General features: G+C 69.3%; 20 protein-coding genes and 1 tRNA gene. 13 read left to right on the forward strand and 8 right to left on the reverse strand.

The features are described from left to right. Nucleotides 1-109: 109 nt before the first annotated feature. From gcvH to BLW82_RS13155, 6 genes are all read left to right on the forward strand, one after another. A complete protein-coding gene (gene gcvH, locus BLW82_RS13130) occupies nt 110-487 on the forward strand; it encodes a glycine cleavage system protein GcvH (RefSeq protein WP_093498960.1) in 378 nt (125 codons plus the stop codon). Nucleotides 488-511: 24 nt separating this feature from the next. After that, nucleotides 512-1,774 (forward strand): serine hydroxymethyltransferase, encoded by a 1,263-nt coding sequence (glyA, locus tag BLW82_RS13135; protein WP_093498961.1) that lies wholly within the window; start codon nt 512-514, stop codon nt 1,772-1,774. 56 nt (nt 1,775-1,830) lie between these two features. Beyond that, nucleotides 1,831-3,198, forward strand: coding sequence for an L-serine ammonia-lyase (locus tag BLW82_RS13140; protein WP_093498962.1), 1,368 nt, complete (start codon nt 1,831-1,833; stop codon nt 3,196-3,198). Between the two features lie 520 nt (nt 3,199-3,718). Continuing rightward, a complete protein-coding gene (locus BLW82_RS46275) occupies nt 3,719-3,970 on the forward strand; it encodes a hypothetical protein (protein WP_371131491.1) in 252 nt (83 codons plus the stop codon). A 37-nt stretch (nt 3,971-4,007) separates the two neighbouring features. Beyond that, a complete protein-coding gene (locus BLW82_RS13150) occupies nt 4,008-4,250 on the forward strand; it encodes a type II toxin-antitoxin system VapB family antitoxin (protein ID WP_093498964.1) in 243 nt (80 codons plus the stop codon). Further along, entirely contained in the window at nt 4,250-4,669 is a 420-nt protein-coding gene (locus BLW82_RS13155) for a PIN domain nuclease (protein WP_093498965.1), read from the forward strand. The genes BLW82_RS13150 and BLW82_RS13155 overlap by 1 nt, the downstream gene beginning before the upstream one ends. A 557-nt stretch (nt 4,670-5,226) precedes the next feature. Here BLW82_RS13155 and BLW82_RS13160 read toward each other — a convergent pair. The 3 genes from BLW82_RS13160 to BLW82_RS13170 are packed head-to-tail and all read right to left on the reverse strand — an operon-like array spanning nt 5,227 to nt 8,974. Then, nucleotides 5,227-5,532, reverse strand: coding sequence for a hypothetical protein (locus BLW82_RS13160; RefSeq protein ID WP_093498966.1), 306 nt, complete (start codon nt 5,530-5,532; stop codon nt 5,227-5,229). A 29-nt stretch (nt 5,533-5,561) separates the two neighbouring features. After that, nucleotides 5,562-6,593 carry a hypothetical protein gene (locus tag BLW82_RS13165; RefSeq protein ID WP_093498967.1) on the reverse strand — a complete coding sequence of 344 codons (1,032 nt, stop codon included), beginning with the start codon at nt 6,591-6,593 and terminating at the stop codon, nt 5,562-5,564. A gap of 17 nt (nt 6,594-6,610) precedes the next feature. After that, complete coding sequence (locus tag BLW82_RS13170) at nt 6,611-8,974, reverse strand: glycoside hydrolase domain-containing protein (protein ID WP_177232929.1); 2,364 nt, start codon at nt 8,972-8,974, stop codon at nt 6,611-6,613. A gap of 244 nt (nt 8,975-9,218) precedes the next feature. Between BLW82_RS13170 and BLW82_RS13175 the strand changes: the two genes are divergently transcribed. Then, nucleotides 9,219-10,022 carry an AfsR/SARP family transcriptional regulator gene (locus tag BLW82_RS13175; protein WP_093498969.1) on the forward strand — a complete coding sequence of 268 codons (804 nt, stop codon included), beginning with the start codon at nt 9,219-9,221 and terminating at the stop codon, nt 10,020-10,022. Here BLW82_RS13175 and BLW82_RS13180 read toward each other — a convergent pair. Beyond that, nucleotides 10,023-10,105 (reverse strand) — tRNA-Thr (locus BLW82_RS13180). 654 nt (nt 10,106-10,759) lie between these two features. Between BLW82_RS13180 and BLW82_RS13185 the strand changes: the two genes are divergently transcribed. Continuing rightward, complete coding sequence (locus tag BLW82_RS13185; RefSeq protein WP_093498970.1) at nt 10,760-10,945, forward strand: hypothetical protein; 186 nt, start codon at nt 10,760-10,762, stop codon at nt 10,943-10,945. Continuing rightward, nucleotides 10,942-12,132 (forward strand): cytochrome P450 family protein, encoded by a 1,191-nt coding sequence (locus BLW82_RS13190; protein ID WP_093498971.1) that lies wholly within the window; start codon nt 10,942-10,944, stop codon nt 12,130-12,132. Before BLW82_RS13185 ends, BLW82_RS13190 begins: the two co-directional genes overlap by 4 nt. A gap of 262 nt (nt 12,133-12,394) precedes the next feature. On the opposite strand, the gene BLW82_RS13195 is transcribed toward BLW82_RS13190, so the two are convergent. Further along, the gene (locus tag BLW82_RS13195) at nt 12,395-13,282 is read right to left on the reverse strand and encodes a PfkB family carbohydrate kinase (RefSeq protein WP_093508022.1); all 888 of its coding nucleotides are present in this window, start codon (nt 13,280-13,282) and stop codon (nt 12,395-12,397) included. 172 nt (nt 13,283-13,454) lie between these two features. Between BLW82_RS13195 and BLW82_RS13200 the strand changes: the two genes are divergently transcribed. Continuing rightward, on the forward strand, nt 13,455-14,510 hold the full coding sequence (locus tag BLW82_RS13200) for a phosphatidylinositol-specific phospholipase C domain-containing protein (protein ID WP_177232930.1): 1,056 nt from the start codon (nt 13,455-13,457) through the stop codon (nt 14,508-14,510). A 98-nt stretch (nt 14,511-14,608) separates the two neighbouring features. Further along, a complete protein-coding gene (locus BLW82_RS13205) occupies nt 14,609-15,169 on the forward strand; it encodes a glycoside hydrolase family 25 protein (protein WP_093498972.1) in 561 nt (186 codons plus the stop codon). Between the two features lie 105 nt (nt 15,170-15,274). Here the strand turns inward: BLW82_RS13205 and BLW82_RS13210 are convergent, their stop codons facing one another. Together BLW82_RS13210 and BLW82_RS13215 are read right to left on the reverse strand one after the other, a co-directional pair. After that, nucleotides 15,275-15,973, reverse strand: coding sequence for an NADPH-dependent F420 reductase (locus BLW82_RS13210; RefSeq protein WP_093498973.1), 699 nt, complete (start codon nt 15,971-15,973; stop codon nt 15,275-15,277). A gap of 94 nt (nt 15,974-16,067) precedes the next feature. Beyond that, nucleotides 16,068-17,069, reverse strand: coding sequence for a zinc-dependent alcohol dehydrogenase family protein (locus BLW82_RS13215; RefSeq protein WP_093498974.1), 1,002 nt, complete (start codon nt 17,067-17,069; stop codon nt 16,068-16,070). 90 nt (nt 17,070-17,159) lie between these two features. Here BLW82_RS13215 and BLW82_RS13220 point away from each other — a divergent pair, with 90 nt between their 5' ends. Then, on the forward strand, nt 17,160-18,167 hold the full coding sequence (locus BLW82_RS13220) for an AraC family transcriptional regulator (RefSeq protein ID WP_093508024.1): 1,008 nt from the start codon (nt 17,160-17,162) through the stop codon (nt 18,165-18,167). A gap of 176 nt (nt 18,168-18,343) precedes the next feature. Then, on the forward strand, nt 18,344-18,505 hold the full coding sequence (locus BLW82_RS44400) for a hypothetical protein (RefSeq protein WP_177232931.1): 162 nt from the start codon (nt 18,344-18,346) through the stop codon (nt 18,503-18,505). 66 nt (nt 18,506-18,571) lie between these two features. On the opposite strand, the gene BLW82_RS13225 is transcribed toward BLW82_RS44400, so the two are convergent. Then, complete coding sequence (locus BLW82_RS13225) at nt 18,572-18,784, reverse strand: EF-hand domain-containing protein (protein WP_093498975.1); 213 nt, start codon at nt 18,782-18,784, stop codon at nt 18,572-18,574. Nucleotides 18,785-18,793 lie beyond the last annotated feature (9 nt).

Genomic DNA, 18,793 nt, shown 5'->3' on the forward strand with positions numbered 1-18,793 from the left:
CACCGGGCAGCCCACTGGGCGTGACCCGGCACACATCGCCGCTGGTCACGCACGTTCCCAGCAGTCCCCTCTTCACCAGCACTCCCCCGCGTACAGGAGAATTCAGGCCATGAGCAACCCCCAGCAGCTGCGTTACAGCAAGGAGCACGAGTGGCTGACGGCCGCCGAGGACGGCGTGGCGACGGTCGGCATCACGGAGCACGCGGCCAACGCGCTCGGTGACGTCGTCTTCGTCCAGCTCCCGGCGGTCGGCGACACGGTGACCGCGGGCGAGTCCTGCGGCGAGCTGGAGTCGACCAAGTCGGTGTCCGACCTGTACGCGCCGGTGACCGGTGAGATCACCGCGGTCAACGAGGACGTCGTCGACGACCCGTCCCTGGTGAACTCGGCCCCCTTCGAGGGCGGCTGGCTGTTCAAGGTGCGCGTCACGGACGAGCCGGACGACCTGCTCTCCGCCGACGAGTACACCGCCTTCATCGCCGGCTGAGGAGTCGTGGAACGGATGTCTGAGTTGTCGCTTCTGAACACGCCCCTGCACGAGCTCGACCCCGAGGTGGCCGCCGCGGTCGACGCGGAGCTGGCTCGCCAGCAGTCCACCCTGGAGATGATCGCCTCGGAGAACTTCGCTCCGCTCGCGGTCATGGAGGCGCAGGGCTCGGTCCTCACCAACAAGTACGCCGAGGGCTACCCGGGCCGCCGCTACTACGGCGGCTGCGAGCACGTCGACGTCACCGAGCAGATCGCCATCGACCGGGTGAAGGAGCTGTTCGGCGCCGAGTACGCCAACGTGCAGCCGCACTCCGGTGCCTCCGCCAACCAGGCGGCCCTGTTCGCGCTGGCCCAGCCCGGCGACACCATCCTGGGCTTGGACCTCGCCCACGGCGGCCACCTGACCCACGGCATGCGGCTGAACTTCTCCGGCAAGCAGTTCAACGTGGTGGCCTACCACGTCGACGACGCCGGCCTGGTCGACATGGCCGAGGTGGAGCGGCTCGCCAAGGAGCACCGCCCGAAGGTGATCATCGCGGGCTGGTCGGCGTACCCGCGGCAGCTGGACTTCGCGGAGTTCCGCCGGATCGCGGACGAGGTCGAGGCGTACCTGTGGGTCGACATGGCCCACTTCGCCGGCCTGGTCGCGGCGGGCCTGCACCCGAACCCGGTCCCCTACGCGGACGTGGTCACCTCCACCACCCACAAGACGCTCGGCGGCCCGCGCGGCGGCATCATCCTGGCCCGCAAGGACTTCGCGAAGAAGCTGAACTCGTCCGTCTTCCCGGGCTTCCAGGGCGGTCCCCTGGAGCACGTGATCGCGGCGAAGGCGGTCTCCTTCAAGGTCGCGGCGAGCGAGGACTTCAAGGAGCGCCAGCGTCGTACGGTGGAGGGGGCCCGCATCCTGGCGGAGCGGCTCACCGCCGCCGACGCCCGCGAGGCCGGCGTGAACGTCCTGTCCGGCGGCACGGACGTCCACCTGATCCTCGTCGACCTGCGCGAGTCCGAGCTGGACGGGCAGCAGGCCGAGGACCGTCTCCACGAGGTCGGCATCACGGTCAACCGCAACGCCGTCCCGAACGACCCGCGGCCTCCGATGGTCACCTCGGGTCTGCGGATCGGCACCCCGGCGCTGGCCACCCGCGGCTTCACGGCCGAGGACTTCGCCGAGGTCGCGGACGTGATCGCCGAGACGCTGAAGCCGGCCTACGACGCGGCGGCCCTCAGGGCCCGGGTCGAGGCGCTGACGGCGAAGCACCCGCTTTACCCCGGTCTGAACAAGTAGTTCCCTGGTGGGGGCACCCGACGACGTGTGCCCCCACCCTCTTTGGAGGAGTTCCCGTGGCCATCTCGGTCTTCGACCTGTTCTCGATCGGCATCGGCCCGTCGAGCTCCCACACCGTCGGCCCGATGCGCGCGGCCCGGATATTCGCCCGCCGCCTGCGCAACGAGGACCTGCTGTCCTCCGTCGCCTCCATACGCGCCGAGCTGTACGGCTCCCTCGGCGCGACCGGCCACGGCCACGGCACCCCCAAGGCGGTGCTGCTCGGTCTGGAGGGCGCCTCGCCGCGCACGGTGGACGTGGAGACCGCCGACGACCGCATCGAGACGGTCAAGGCCACGAAGCGCCTGTCCCTTCTCGGCGAGCACGAGATCCCGTTCTCCTTCGACGACGACCTCAAGCTCCACCGCCGCAAGGCGCTCCCCTACCACGCCAACGGCATGACCCTCTGGGCGTACGACGCGTCCGGGGCCGAACTCCTCTCCAAGACGTACTACTCGGTCGGCGGCGGGTTCGTCGTCGACGAGGACGCGGTCGGCGCGGACCGCATCGTGCTGGACGACACGGTCCTGAAGTATCCCTTCCGCACCGGCGACGAGCTGCTGCGCCTGACGAAGGACACAGGTCTGTCGATCTCCGCGCTGATGCTGGAGAACGAGCGGGCCTGGCGCACCGAGGACGAGATCCGCGCGGGCCTGCTGGACATCTGGCGGGTGATGCAGGCGTGCGTCTCCCGCGGCATGTCCCGGGAGGGCATCCTGCCGGGCGGGCTCCGGGTGAAGCGCCGGGCCGCCGTGACCGCCCGCCAGCTGCGCGCCGAGGGCGACCCGCTGGCGCACGCGATGGAGTGGATCACGCTCTACGCGATGGCCGTGAACGAGGAGAACGCGGCCGGCGGCCGGGTGGTCACCGCCCCCACGAACGGCGCGGCGGGCATCATCCCGGCGGTCCTGCACTACTACATCAACTTCGTCCCGGGCGCCGACGAGGACGGGGTGGTCCGCTTCCTCCTCGCCGCCGGCGCGATCGGCATGCTCTTCAAGGAGAACGCGTCCATCTCCGGCGCCGAGGTCGGCTGTCAGGGCGAGGTCGGCTCGGCCTGCTCGATGGCGGCCGGTGCGCTCGCCGAGGTCCTCGGCGGCTCCCCCGAGCAGGTCGAGAACGCGGCCGAGATCGGCATGGAGCACAACCTCGGCCTCACCTGCGACCCGGTCGGCGGCCTGGTCCAGATCCCCTGCATCGAACGCAACGGCATGGCCGCGGTCAAGGCGGTCACGGCGGCCCGCATGGCCATGCGCGGCGACGGCTCCCACAAGGTGTCCCTCGACAAGGTCATCAAGACCATGAAGGACACGGGCGCCGACATGAGCGTCAAGTACAAGGAGACGGCCCGGGGCGGGCTGGCGGTGAACATCATCGAGTGCTAGGGGAATGGGACCTGACCAGTGCGTTCGTTTCTTTCGGCGCTGTCGGGGCCTTCCCTGCTCACGCGGCGGAACGTCCCCGGGAAGTCCCTGGGACAGGCTTGAAAGTCCCCGGAAAGTCCCCATGGAAGTTGCTCTGCAAGTTGCTCTTGACCTGCAGTTTCGCGGCACGTGATCACTACCGGATGCGCCGCCCACCCGCCACTGGACGCATCAAATCGAACCCCTGAGTCCGCCTGAGGGGTCTCATTCGATACATCGACGCTGCGGCAAACTCACGTCTGGAACAGCGGCTGACCGGCCGCTCCACCCCATTCGTCCGCTACCTGCGCCGAAGGGGACCCGGCGGGGTCGACGAACTCCAGCTCATCGCAGGCCGCGTCTACAACGACCTGCGCAACCTGGCCAACCGCAACAGCCGGCCCACGGACGAGGTCAGGTGGAGTACGTCCTCGAACGGTTCCTCTAGCGCCCGGCCTCATCGCCCCTGGGCCGGGAGCACCTCGTCCTCAAGGGCGGCCTGCTGCTCGCCCAGTTCGGCGCACGTCGAATGACCCGCGACATCGACATCCTCGGCCACTCGTCCCCGGGCACAGAAACCGAGATCATCCGCAGGGTCACGCCCATCGCAGATCGACGACGGCGTCGCATTCGATCCCACGACACTCAAGACGGCCCCCATCCGCGAGGAGGACGAGGCCGACCAGGTTCCACGACCCACATGACGGACCCCGCCAGGGCTCGCCATACGATATCGCTTCTCATGCAAATCTGATATCATTTGGCGGTTCTGATGACGCGAGGAGGCCAGTATGGCGAGGACAGTAATCGACCTCGACGAGACCATGGTCGCCGAGGCCATGCGCATCTTCGGTACCAAGACAAAAGCCCAGGCCGTACGCCTCGCCATGGAGGACGCCGTCAAACGGCACCTGCGACAGGAGGGCTTCGACGCCATGGACGCCGGCGACTTCGACTTCAGCGAGATCATCGAGAGCACCGGCCCTCGGAACGCCGACGGAACCCTTAAGCGCGAAGGTGACCGAGCCGCCTGATGCAGGACCGCTACCTGATCGACAAGTCCGCTCTGGCGCGCTGGACAAAACCCGGTGTCAGAGAGGTACTCAAGCCCCTCCACGAGCGCTACCTGCTCTCAGTCTGCCAACCCACCGAATTCGAGATGATCCACTCGGCCCGGGACACCGCCGAGGCAACGCGAATCAGTACCTGGCTGCGCGCCTTCGACTACCTGCACAGTGACGACCATGCTTTCACTCGCGCCTTGGAGGTCCAGCGCCGCGCTCTCAACGCAGGCTTCCACCGGGCACTGTCACTCCCCGACCTTCTCATCGCCGCCACAGCGGAGCTGAACCGGCTGACTGTACTCCACTACGACGGCGACTTCGACATGATCGCTTCCCTCACCGGCCAGCCCACCGAGTGGGTCGTGCCACCAGGCATCGCCGACCGCTGAACGGTACTGAGACCGCAATGGAGACCAGTGACTCCTACAGGGAGCATGCCGGCCTCGACATCGGCGATCGCGTGAGTGCCGGAGGGCCAGACTCCAGGCCACCGCCCGCCGCAGCCCGGCCCATACTGACCCGCCATGGGGAACGCCATACGCTGCGTGCTGGGGAGCGAGACATCCGGCTGGCCCGGAGAGGGGACTGAGACTTCCCGACAAGCACCCCGCAGGTGGTTGCTATCAGCTTGTACACCCCACACCAAGAGCCGGCTCGTCTTCCAGAGTCCGCGCCACTCACGTCAGCGCACCCAGTCTCTCAAGGGCTCGATGTCCAGAGGCCGGTGGCCGCACGGTCCGGGGGCTTGGCCCCGGCCGTTGGTTGCTGCTGCTCGGTCACGCCGTCACCTGGGCTTTCTCGGCCCAGTCGGCGGCGACCTGCTCGAGGCGGTCGGCCTGCGCCCGCAGCTTCCCTTCCGATGGCCAGGGAGCCTTGGCACCCGCCAGCAGTTGATCTCCGGGTGCTCCAGCGGGAAGTGCTGATTTCCCGCTGGAGCGCAAGGAGGTCAGTGTGGTGATTCCACCGAGGACCGGTGTTCGAGTCGGATGACGATTTCGGCCACGGTCGTGACGATCAGCAACAGCACGCAGCATGCGAAGCCGAACAGCCCGGCCTCCAGCCAGGGGATCGGGCGCCCGTCCATGCACTGCACCTGTTCGCGGGTGCAGTCGCTGTCCGGACTGAGTGCCGGCGACGACACGTGGAACCCCGTGACGAAGACGAGCACGGACACGACGAGGCCGGTGGCCAGCAGGCTCCACCGGATCCACCGCGCTCCCCACCACGACAGGATCCAGCCGACGGCGATCACTGCAGGCAGGATCCAGGCATAACCACTGATCATTCCCACACCGCATCGGTACGCGACATCAAGGTCTGGCCAGTCTGTCGTTGGGTGACGTGGTTGCCCATATCGATCAATCCTACCGAGGGGTGTTTGATCGTCGGCAGATCACCCGTGGGCTTCCGAGTCCTGACCTCCAGGCCGAGGTCGAGCCGGTCACCGGACTTGAGTTTTATCCTCGTGCTCCAATGGGTCTCGAGCAGCGACGCGGTCCGTGTCTGCGACAGGAGCCGTACGCCCGCGTCGTGTGTCTTGTGATTGAGCCGGGTGGTAGTGACGCTGACGTCTCGCACGACCTGGGGATCCAGTGCGATGGAGAAGGCCGCGACCGCGGGGACCGGGCCCGGTCCGACGCTCTGCAAGGTGATCTGGGCGGGAAAGTAGTACCAACGCGTGCCGTTCGCCCATTCGTAACGGCTCCACACACCGCTGACCTCCAGTCCCCAGGGCATGGCGACACCGCCGAACGTGCCCGGCCGACGGGGCCGCAGGCTGAGTCGGCCGCTCGGCTTCACGTTCTTTCGGCCCACGGCGGCGGTCGCGTCCGCGGGCCCGACGACCAGGTCGCGCGGATAGAGCACCGGGTATGCGGTGCCCACGACGACCACCGGATCACTGCCCGCGGCGACCGGTTCGGCCACGGTCACCGTGCAGGTCGCGAGCGCCGTCTTGGGGTTGGTGGTGATGCCGCTCGTGGTGCGCAGCAGGCGGTCGCCGACCGTGGCCACCGCCGCGGGCAGGGGGGAGTACAGCCGGGGATCGTAGGTGACAGACACCTCGGTTCCGGCCGGGAGGTCCGCGCCCGCATGCTTTACCTGCACGGCCAGCTGTCTCGGGAACGCGGCCGGCTGGACGCCGACACCCGGCAGGACCGCCACCGGGCTCGCGCCGACCGGAACCAGCACCACATCGGCGGCGGAGTCGGCCCATGCCGGGCCGCTCAGGCCGGTGACGGTGACGGCGCCCACGCCCAGGGTGAGACCTCCGAGGACCAGCACCTGCCGACGGGTGAGCTTCGAGTTGTCCATGTCAAGTCCTCGCTTCGTCAGGAGCAGTACTGGATGATGGCGTCACGGAACGCCTGGCCCACACCGGTCACCGAGTTGCTGGACATGAACTCAGGGGACGGGCAACTCGCCGATCCGAAGTTCTCGAGCCAGAAGGCGGCTCGAATGCCGACCATTTCCGCCGCGGAGTCACCGCCGATCATGGCGTTCACGAGAGCCGAGGCCAGGGTGTCGGTCGAACCGCCGAACCGGAGCGCGTAGAACGCCTGGCGCCGTGCGGAAGACGTGGCCGGAGAAGCGTAGTTCGCTTTGATACCCGTCGACAGAGCTTGAGTGGAGCCCTGCCGGGTGACGTTGCCCAGGACCCATGCGTCGATGTCAGCGAGGAAGTCGCCGAGCGAGAAGTTCGTGTCGTCGCCCTTGCCGGCGATCTTCTGCGAGGCGAAGTCGTACGCCTGGTCGTCGGACAGCCCACTCTGGTGGAACTGTCCCAGCACACTGACGAGATCGCCGCCCCAACTGCCGAAGTCCGCCAGGTTGGCCGTGGTGAGGTCGCCCGGGAGACCGGTGGTGAGCACGGCGCCGAAAGACGCGCCGAAGTGATCGATGTCGGAGTCCCACAGCAGGTCGGGGTCGCGCAACGGGGCTGCGAACGGTTCGTCGGGATAGGTGTTCACGAAGTCGATGAAATCCTGGTCGAGCGAACCGAAGACCGTGTCGGAACCCGTGAACTTGTAGAGCCCGTCGCGCGCCCGGAGGTACTGGGCGACCAGTTCGGGTGCGGACCGCTCGGTGTGCCCTTGGTCGATCCACTGGCCGGCTCTGGCTTCCAGCCAGATCAGATAGGTGTAGAAGGCGTCGTTGGGATCACGCGGCCGGGTGACGCTGTTGATGCCCGGATCCCTGCCGGAGGCGATGTCGTTGTCGATCTCCACCGCGCCGCTGGTGCCGGAAGCCAGCGTGAAGTCCTTGATCTGGTCGAAGGCCCAGTTGTCCGGGAGGGGGTAACCAAGATTGCCGCTGTAGCCGGTCGACATACCGCTGACGAAGCTCCGGGTCGTGAGCCCCTCGGCCGCGAGGCGGATGCAGGTGTTGCGGCATCCGTACACCCCGATCGCGTACTGGCTGCCCATCGCGCTTATTCCGTCACGGACTCCTTGGAAGTGCGGAATGATCGCGCTGGTGATGTCATCATCGGTCGCATCGAAATCGACCGAGAAATAGATGACGGTGCCGTACGGGATGCCGAAGGAGATAGCTGCTTCGGCAGCGTCATTCCCGGCTGCCACACCTTGCGGGTTACTGAAGTCGCTGAGCGCGTTTCCCTCGTCCTGATAAATCGGGAAGAGGGAGAGGCCGTTGTCGAAAATGAGCGCGATCTCGGAGTTGGTCAGAACCTTGTTCGTGCCGCCTATGAGATAGCGGCCGACGGTGGAGTACCCGTTGTCCTTCACCGTCTGGATCGTCGTCGCGTTCAGCGGATACATGCAGTCGAAGGCGGTGCCCTTGCGGTCTGGGTCTCCGGTCGAGACCAACAGTGACATCCAGGTCTCGTAATCCGCGGCGCCGGTGGCGTCGAGCGAACAGAACTGCTGGAAGCGCGTCACCGTGAAGGCCAGATCGGAGGTGAACGTCCCGCCGCCGTCCCCCCAGTGGTTGTCGTAGTTGTTGAACGCGACGGCACACTGGAACAACCGGACCCATCCGGCGTCCCCCGAGTCCTGCGAGCCGTTGGACACGTACGCGGTCGTTTTGAGTGCCCCCTCGGTGGTCGGGCCGATGGAGCCCGTCACCTGGCTGTCCGTCAGGCCCATCTGATACTGGATGGCCAGGACCAGGGCCTGTTGCACATTCCGGGAGAAGTGACCGTCGCACGGCCCGATGAAGAACTGGCCCTTCCCGTAGTACGCGTCGTTGAGCCACCGTTGGCATGTCTGGATCATGCTGGAGCCACCGGACGTGAGCACATACGCGTCCATGGTCAGCAGCGCCTTGAAGACCTTCGGTTCCACGTTGTAGATCTGGGAGTCCGGCTGCTGCGGGCCCGGCAGGCCCATGTCCGCCACAAGCGCGGTCAGGCCGGCGCCGGTGTCCACGTTGAAGCCACCGTCGATGTCGCCGCCGCTGTAGCCCTTGCAGTAGAGGGCCGCCTCTGCGATGGTCCGCATGTTGATATTGTCGGAGTCCCGCCCGACCGGGCCGTAGGCGTTCAGGTCCGCCCACGTCGTTGGCCCGAAGTTGTCGGACAGCGTGGTGATGCCGAGCTCGTGCTGGAGCGCCCGCGTGAGGCAGTAGATCGTCTCCCAGCCCGTCATTCCGTTCTCGGTGCACGGGTTATACCCGCTTACGCCCGTGTATGTTGCATTGACCCATTGCTGCGCTTTGAGAACCATCTGGTCCATAGGGCGGTCCTTCTCCCTGCCGGTGAGCCGATGCACACGAAGATGGCAGCTCACCCCATCGCCACCCCATCGTCGGGCCATCGCCCGGTGGCGAGCGTCAAGAGAGTCCCAAAGAGTGCCAAAGAGTCACGCTCGGGCGCAAAAAAGAATCCCGTGTCGCATATAATTCCAAAGGCGCGGCCGTTGTGACTTTATCGGCATTCGGCGCGCCTTTCGGCTCCGCTCCCTGTCGAAAGGATGGCCGATGCCCGATTTCGGGATTCTCGGGCAGCCCTACGCCGAGCCCCTCCGGTCCAGTATCGGCGTGAATCGCAGGCGAGAGTGGGTCATCCTTTCCGCTCTGCTGACGCGACCGAACACGTTCATTTCCACGAATACGCTCATCGACGCGATGTGGGACGACGGCCCCCCGCGGACCGCACGTGAGCAGGTGATGAACTGTCTCGGCTGCATTCGGCGCGCGATCGCGTCCTCGTGCGCCAGAGATGTGCGTCTCGATCGGGTTCGCGACGGTTACGTGTTCGGCATTGAGGCCGAACGGATCGACCACGTCGTGTTCTCCCGGCTCTGCGCCGAGGCGGAGTCGGCGAAGGCGCTCGGCCGGCCGGAGTCGAGCCGCGGCCTGTACGAACGTGCGCTGGCGTTGTGGCGCGGTGGCGTGTACGACGGGCTCGACGTGCCGAGCTTCGCCTCGCATGCGGCGGCGCTGGAGGAGCAGCGGGCGATCGCGGCCGAGGAATACTTCGCCCTTTCGATCGCGACCGGTCACAGCAGCGGAGTGATCCCGCACCTGCTGCGGCACGTCGAGGAGCATCCGCTCCGTGAACGCGGAGTCGCCCTTCTGATGTCGGCGCTACACGACGAGGGCCGCACCCACGACGCCCACACGGTGTACGCGCGTCTCGTCCGCCAACTGAGGGAGGGGCTCGCGGTCGGCCCCGGCCGCGAGGTCCGCCAGACCCTGGAGGTCATCCTCAACAGCACAGTGTCGGTCCCCGCTCCCAGGGCTGACGAGCTCTCAGGCGCCGAGATGAGCACTCGGTCATGATGGAGCCGCTTTCGGGATTCGAACCCGAGACCTACGCATGACGAGTGCGGGGCTCGCCGAAGCCATCGCATGCTGCCCGAGGCATCAACGGCCCAACCCCGCAGGCGTCTCACGCAGCATGGGATACGTTGTAATCAGCTCTCGACAAGAAGTCCCCAAAAAGTCCCCGACGTGATTCAAGGCAAGCCTCGGCATGCCAAAACTGCAGGTCAACCACATGATCAACAGCCGTCCACAGGTACGTCAAGTACAAGGAGACGGCCCGCGGGGGGCTCGCGGTGAACATCATCGAGTGCTAGAGGAATGGGACCTGACCAGTGCGTTCGTTTCTTTCGGCCCTGGCAGGACCTTCCCTGCTTGCGCGGCGGAGAGTCCCGGGAAGGTCCCTGGGACAGGCTTGAAAATCCCCCGAAAAGTCCCCGGGGTGTCCCCCACCGAACGCCCCTTCACCAGGGTGGCCACGGACGGCTCCAGAACCGACCTTGCGGTCCTCAGAACGTCTCGACGTGCGGAGTGGACGGCTGTCGCGGTCCGGTTCAACGAGGAGAGCCCGGCCGCCCACGGGCTGGGGCTCGGAGACACGGTGGTCGCCGTCCCTGACCACCATCGCCCCCCTTGCCCTGGCCGGGGGTGAGACAGCGTGGTGAGGGAGCGTCAGCGGGTGTCGAGGCGGGGCTTGTCGCGCAAGACGGGCTGCCGGGTGGTCCAACGAACGGCTCGACGCCGCCGTCGACGAGTTGGCCGCTCTGCGCACCGTCATCTCCCGTGTCGGCAACAACATCGACCGGATCGCCCTCGTCTACAACGCCGGAGGACAGCCGCTCCCCGACGAACTCGACCGCGCCTCGCCGCGCTTGCCGGGGCCGTGCATGTGGACAAGTAGGCCGCGGGGGCGCGAGCCGCGCCGGATCCTGATGGCATGAGCGACCCGACTGCAAACCCGGCCTTCCTGCGTGACCCCTACCCGACCTACGCCGCACTGCGCGCTCAGTGCCCGGTGCAGCAGGTTCCGGCCGGCTCCGGCGGGCGTGGCAGCTACCTCGTCACCGGGTTCGAGGAGGCTCGGGAAGCCCTCGCGGACTCGCGGCTCTCGAAGGACACCGCGGGGTTCTTCGCGGGCAAGGAGGCGCGGCGGCGTCTCCATCCTGCCGTCGCGCACAACATGCTGGCCACCGATCCGCCGGACCACACCCGGCTGCGCAGGCTGGTGATGAATTCGTTCACCACTCGGGCAGTGGAGGAACTTCGGCCATTCATCGCCAGGACCGCCGACGCACTGCTGGACAGGTGGCCGGCCGAAGGCCCCGTCGACCTCGTCGCGACGTTGGCGGTGCCGCTCCCCGTCATCGTGATCTGCGAGCTGCTCGGTGTCCCCGAGCCGGACCGCGCACAGGTCCGGCAGTGGTCTGGCGAGCTGTTCGCCTCCGGGGCACCCGCCGTCATCGACGCAGCCTCCCACTCCTTGGCGGACTACATGAAGGGGTTGATCGCTGAGAAGCGCTCTCGGCCGGGGCAGGCCCTGCTCGACCGCCTCATCTCGGCCCGCGACGGGGACGAACGGCTCTCCGAGGGGGAGTTGCTGTCCCTGGGGGTGCTGCTGCTGGTCGCCGGCCACGAGACGACGACCAACTTCCTCGGGCTTGCGGTCTTGGCACTGCTTCAGCACCCGTCGGAATTCCAGCGGCTCCTTCGACACCCCGCCGAGATCGCTTCGTCGCTCGACGAACTACTCCGGTACGACTCGCCCGTCAGCATGGCGACGTTTCGGTTCACCACCGAGGCCGTTGTGCTCGGCGGCGTCGAGATCCCGGCGGACAACCCGGTATTGGTCGCCATCGGTGCCGCCAACCGCGACCCGGCACGCTGGGCGGAACCGTCCGACCTCGATCTCGACCGGAACGCTGCTGGTCACCTGAGCTTCGGACACGGGATCCACCGGTGCGTCGGAGCCCCCTTGGCCAAGGCCGAGGCGGAGATCGCGCTCCAGAAGCTGCTCAGCCGGTTCCCCGACATGCAGCTCGCGGTGCCGGTAGGACAGCTCACCTGGCGAAAGACCCGCCTGGTTCGGGGCCTCGCGGCGCTACCGGTCTGCCCGGTTCCTGGGAGGTAGTCGGCATGCTCTCGCCGGGTGTGCATGGCGTCGCCGGTGACCACGGCCCCAGCCAGGTCGGCGACGGTGTCCGGCAACGACCGGAGACAGGTGATCTTGTTGGTTTTCGTCCGGGGCGAAGTGGATGGCCGTGCCGGTGTCCGGGTCCGCTCCGGACCCGCGGACGACCAGGTAGTCCGCGTCGCGCCGCCAGCGGATGCGCGAGCGGCCCGTGGGACCGATGAGGAAGGTGAAGGGGTGCGCGTTCACCGGCGGGCGCCGGTCAGTCCGCGGTCAGCCACGCGCGCGTACCGAACGAGGCGCACGCGCGGGAGGCCACCGCCGCGGCCCGGGCCAGGGCTTCAGCGAAGGCCGGCCCGTCGAGGGGGCCGGGACCGCTCAGCTGGTGGGCGAGGGCACCGTGCAGGACGTCCCCCGCGCCCAGCGTGTCCACCACGCGGGTCTCCGGAACACCGACCAGGCCACCGCCGCCGGGGCCCGCCCACACGATCGGCGCCGCGCCGCCGGTGACCGCCGCCCAGGTCACCCCGTGGTCCCGGAGGAACTCCAGGGTCTCGACGGGCGAGGCGGTACCGGGCGGGTGGAAGTCCGCCGAGCACACGGCGACGTCGGTCGAGGCCAGCAGCCGCTCCGTGCCGTCCTTCCAGCTGCCCCCGTCGAGCAGGGTGGGCCGGCCGGCCGCGCGGGCGGCGTGCGCGACCTCGACGGCCAGGTCCATGTGGTGGCCGTCGAACTCGGCGATGTCGCACGACGCCACCAGCTCCGCCAGGCCGGCCGGGGCCCGCAGCCGGTGCCCGGTCGCGTTGGTCGAGGCGACCGCGCGCTCTCCGGTCGCCTCGGTGACCAGGACCGAGGACACCGCGGGCGGCTGCACGCGGTCGGCCGCGAGGTCCGTGACGCGCACGCCGAGCGCGTCCAGGTCCGCCCGGACGCCGAGCGCCAGCGGATGGGAGCCGAGGCCCGTGAGCAGCCGGGGCCGGCCGCCCAGCCGGCCGAAGGCCACCGCCGCGCCCGTGGCCGGACCGCCCGCCGCCACCACCTGGTCACGGGCCGTCAGTTTCTCGTCCGGCCCCGGCACATGGTCCACCAGCTGGACGACGTCCAGGGTGCACAGCCCCACGAAGAGGCCCACGGGCCGCCGTCCCGCCATCGGATCCGTCCGCACCAGCGCCTCCTTCGGCCTCGGCCCGCGGCCAGCGTACGTGCGGCCTCGTGCGTCCTGCGGGAGCTCCGGAGGCCGATGTTCCCCCAGGGGCTACCGATCAGTAACCGTATGCTTCTACGCTGCCGCCAACTCATCATCAAACCAAGGGAGTTGGGTCATGCGTGTCCTGAGACGGCTGGCGGCGGTCGTAGGTGCCGGGGCCCTGTTCGTGATGGCGGGCTCGGCCGCGCACGCGACCACGGCCGCGGCCACGGACCTGAACGCGGCGAAGTTCTCCGAGACCACCTCCGTCGGCACGCACAACGCGTACGACAAGGGGAAGTACGCCTACTGGGCGCAGGCGCTGGACTCCGGGGCCTCGCTGCTGGAGCTGGACGTGTACGTCGACAGCATCAGCAAGCGGTGGCGGGTCAGCCACAGCAACCCGTGGGGCAACGACAACAACTGCGAACACGCCGCCACGCCCAGTCAGTTGTACAGCCAGGCCACCAGCCAGGACCTCGGCAGCTGCCTCGACAACATGGCGGCCTGGGAGCAACTGCACCCGGACCACGCGCCCGTCGTCGTCAAGGTCGAGATGAAGGTCGGGTTCAACCAGACCATCGGCCTCGGGCCCACCGCCTTCGACACGCTCGTCTCGCAGAAGCTCGGCAGCAGCGTGTACAAGCCGGCCGACCTGCTCGGCTCCTCGTACTCGACGCTCGACGCCGCCGCGAAGGCCAACGCCTGGCCCTCCCGTGACGCGCTCAAGGGCAAGTTCGTCTTCGAGCTGATCCCGGGCACGGTGGAGCAGGCCAACCCGTTCGACCACTACTGGACGGACAAGGAGTACGGCGACCACCTGCGAGACCTGTACGCGGCCGGGAACATCTCCCAGGCCCAGGCCTTCCCCGCCGTCCTGGGCGCCGCGAACGGCGATCCGCGGACCAGCAGGTACGACGCCTCCATCCAGCCCTGGTTCGTGTTCTTCGACGGCGACGCGGCGACGTACGTGAACAACGGCTACGACACGTCGTTCTACGCCACGAACCACTACATCCTGATCATGACGGACGCCTCCAACGTCTCACCGGCGATCTCCTCGACCGCGCCGACCGACGCCGAGGTCGCGGCCCGGCTGGCGCTGCTGGCCGCCGACCACGCCAGCATCATCACCTCCGACTGGTCGACGAAGTCGGCGGCCGTGCTCGGCGGGGTGGCGGCCCGCGGCTGACAATTCACGCGCCCACGCGGATCCCTCTCGGCGTGGCGGGGAATACGAGATACGCAGTTGCAACTCGTGTCACCCCACGGGCACCCAGGGAGTCCCCCATGCTGCACGGCATCGACGTGAGCGCGTACCAGTCCTCCAGCTACGACACGGATGGCCTCTCCTTCGTGTTCATCAAGGCGACGGAGGGGCGTTCGTACGTCAACCCCAAACTCGCCGCCCAGACCAAGACCGGCCGCGACGCCGGACTGGTCGTCGGCTACTACCACTTCCTCTGGCCCGGCAACCTCACCGCCCAGGCCGAGTACTTCGTCCAGCACGCCCCCGAAAAGGCGGGCGAGATCCTCGCCGTCGACTGGGAGACCACCGGCGACGGCACCCACGCCAGCAACGCCGAGAAGGACTCCTTCATCCGCAAGGTGAAGGCACTCAGGCCCGGCTACCGGGTGGTGCTCTACACCAACCGGAATTTCTGGCTCAACATCGACACCACCTCGTACGCCGGCGACGGCCTCTGGATCGCCGACTACGTCGGCGCGGGCCACCCCCGCATCAGGGCCGACTGGGTCTTCCACCAGTACACCAGCGATCCGCACGACAAGGACGTCGCGGACTTCGCGAGCAAGGCCGCCCTCAAGGCCTGGGCCGCGAAGAAGGATTGAGCGGCGCGGTACCGGTCCGCGGCGGCCGGTGGCGGGACCGGACCGAGCGACCGGACCGAGGGCCCCGGTCCCGCCGCCGGCCGTCCCGCAAGCCCGGCGGAGCCGTCAGCCGCGGAAGTTCTCCGGGCGCTCGGGGGACGCCTGCGCCAGGGCCTTGCGTACGCCCTCCGCGTCGGCGCGCAGGCCGTAGACCGGGGTGCCCGGCTGCTGACGCCAGGAGTCGTCGATGCCGCCGTTGTCGACCGTGTCGAAGCCGAGTTCGTCGATCAGGGCGCGGACGACCCGCTTGGCGGCCTCGTCGTCGCCGGAGACCGGGACGGCCTGGCGCTCGGGGTCGCCGGCGGGGCGGCCACGGTCCAGGATGTCCTGGGCGAAGGTGCCGTTGAAGACCTTGATCACGGGGTGGCCGATCTGCCGCTCGGTCCAGCGGCTCTCCGTGATGCCCTCGTCCTCGATACCGGCGATCCGGCCGTCCCGCTCCCGCGGGTAGTAGTTGCCGGTGTCGATCACGGCGACGTTCTCCGTGGCGCCGTCCAGGAGCCCGGACGGCAGGTTCGGGACCGCCTTCACCGGGACCGTGACCACCACGACCTCGGCGCCCCGCGCGGCCTCCTCGGCCCGTACCGCCGTCGCCCCCGTCTCCTCGGCCAGGGCGGCCAGCGTCTCGGGGCCCCGCGAGTTCGCCACGGACACGTCGTGCCCGAGGGTGGTCAGCCGCCGGGTGAGGTTGCCGCCGATGTTGCCCGCCCCGATGATGCCGATCTTCATGACACGCCTCTCGAGAGTCGATGCATTCGCATACATGCGCTGCTGCGCGGCGACAACCTCGGGCGTGCGCGGCCTATTCCACGACTGGTCCGAACGAGTGAGACCCGGTTCCGGACCCGGGGCCCGCCGCTCAGATCCGTACGACGATCTTGCCGATGTGCGTGTCGGACTCCATCAGGCGGTGCGCGTCCCGGATGCGGTCCAGGCCGTCCAGCACCTCACCGACGACCGGGCGGAAGCCGCCGTCGGCCAGGCCCGCGTTGAGGAAGGCGGTGGATCGGCGCCGGCCCTCAGGGGTCGCGGTGAGGACCCCGTTGGCGTAGGTGTGAATCGTGAAGGGCCAGTTCCAGGGGAGCTCGGCGGGGCTGCCGTCCAGCCAGCCGTAGACCACCGCCCTGCCGCCCTCGGCCAGTCCCTCCGCCAGCGGGCGGAAGTCCGGGCCGCCGATCGCGTCGAACAGCACCTCGGCGCCGCTGCCCCCGGTGAGCCGCCTGACCTCCTTCGCCACGTCCTGCGCCGCCGACCGCCCGGTGACGATCACCTCCGCCGCGCCCAGCTCCAGCAGCCGACTGCGCTTGTCCGCGGTGCGGGTGGTGGCGAGCGGGACCGCGCCGATCCGGCGGGCGACCTGGATCGCCGCGGTGCCGACGCCACTGGACGCCCCGGTGATCAGGACGTGGTCCCCTGGCCGCAGCCCGGCGGTCTCCAGCAGTCCGCCGTACGCCGTCGTGTACGTCAGCCAGGCCGCGGCACCGGTGACCGCGTCCACGCCGTCGGGGCGCGGGACGACCGAGGACGCGGGCAGCACCACACGCTCCGCGTACACGCCCCGCGCGCTCATCTCGATGCCGGGGCCGGTGGTCACCGGGTCGCCGACGGCCGGTTCGGTGACGCCCTCGCCGACGGCCTCGACGGTCCCGGCGGCCTCGTAGCCGAGCCGGGAGGCGGGCAGGGTCGGCTGGTAGTAGTAGGTGCCCGACCGGAACAGCGCTTCGGCCCGGTTGAGGCCCAAGGCCTCGACGCGGACGACGACCTGGCCGGGGCCGGGTTCCGGGAGCGGTACGTCCTCGACGGTCAGGACGTCGGGTCCGCCGGTCTCGTGGAAGAGCACGGTGCGTGCGGTGTTCGTCATGCGCTCGACGCTAGGCGGCGCCCGCGAGACGATCCATGCCCTGCTGTCTCGCTTCCCTGTCCGATCGTCTCGCCGGACTACGGTGTGGACATGGACGTACTGAGCGACGCGGTCGCCGCGATGCGCACCGGGCGGCCGCACTCCTCCCGCCGGGACAAGCACGCGCCCTGGGGGATGCGGTTCGCCGCCTCGGAGGGCGCCGGGTTCCATGTCGTGCTGGGCGGGTCGGCGTGGCTGCTGCCGGCGGTCGGCGAGCCGGTGGCGCTGGGTCCGGGGGATGTGGTGTTCCTGGCCCACGGGCACGGCCACGCCCTGGCCAGCGGACCGGGCGTACCGCTGCAGGACGTGCGGCCGGGGCCGGACGGCCGCTGGCCCGAACCGCCGCGTACGGCGCGGGAGGGGGAGCCGGACACGGTCCTGCTGTGCGGCGCCTACCAGCTGGACCGCTCCCGCGCCCACCGGCTGCTCTCCGAGTTGCCGGAGGTGGTTCATCTGCCCGCCCGGGTGGGCGCCCACCGCTCGCTGCGGGCCGCGGTGGAACTGCTCGGGATGGAGCTGGAGGAGCGGCAGCCGGGCGCGGACGCCATCGTCACCTCGCTGCTCGACACCCTGCTGCTCTACATCCTGCGGGCCTGGTGGCAGCGGGAGCGGGGCGGTGAGGAGGGCAGGGGCTGGTCCGCCGCGCTGGCCGATCCCGCGGTCTCGGCGGCGCTGCGCGCCGTGCACCGCGACCCGGCCCACCCCTGGACGGTGGCCGAACTCGCCGCCCGGGGCGGCCTGTCCCGCGCGGCCTTCGCCCGCCGTTTCACCGCGCTCGTGGGCGAACCGCCCCTGGCCTACCTGACCTGGTGGCGGATGACCAGCGCCGGCCGGCTGCTGCGCGACGCCACCCTCACCCTGCGCCAGGTCGCCGAACGCACCGGGTACACCTCGGAGTTCGCCTTCGCCAAGGCCTTCAAGCGGGAGTACGGCACGGCACCCGGCCAGTACCGCAGAGCCGCCGGCCGCGCCACGACCGGCGCCGCCGACCGACCCGCGCACGGCACCGGGGACCACCCCGTGAACGGGACCACCCGCGAGGCCGGTCCCGCCGGCTGACCGCCCAGCGGATCCGCCGGCTCCACCCGCGACACCACCGCCGCCGTCTCCGCGTCGCGCCCGGACACCGCGCGGGCCGGCGCGCTGGACGCACTGCGCCGGGCCCGGCCGCGGCCGGCGACCGTCCTCGTCACCCGTCACCCGTCACCTGGAGGAGCTTCCGGGGGGCACCACCCATGTGCCGCTGCTGCGCGCGGCCGGCGGCCGAGGTCCTCACCGGCGACCGGGGTGGCAAGCGCCTCGGCCTGCCGCTGGCCCTGGAACGGCACGGCGGCCGCCGGACGGGCCGGGGCGAGGCCGGGGCGGTCGACACCGCGGCAGCCGGCTCCGGGGCATGAGAGAGGGGCGCCCCGCACCCCCGGTGCCGGGCGCCCCTGCCCTCGTGGGACCTGCTCTCGTGGGACCTACTTGTTCAGGTAGGCCCAGTACTCGTCGAACGACAGGACCTTGTCGCCGTTGAGGTCGCGGGTCTTGATGATGGCCTCGGCCACCGCCTCGGTGACGTTCCAGTCGCCCCCCTGCGCGAGAGCGGACTTGAACTCGGCGGCGGTGATGAAACCGTCACCGTCCGCGTCGATCCGCTCGAAGTGCGCGCGTGCCTCGTCGATGTCCGCCACCGATCCGCC

The sequence above is a fragment of the Streptomyces sp. Ag109_O5-10 genome, assembly GCF_900105755.1.
In the GTDB taxonomy this organism is placed as follows: domain Bacteria; phylum Actinomycetota; class Actinomycetes; order Streptomycetales; family Streptomycetaceae; genus Streptomyces.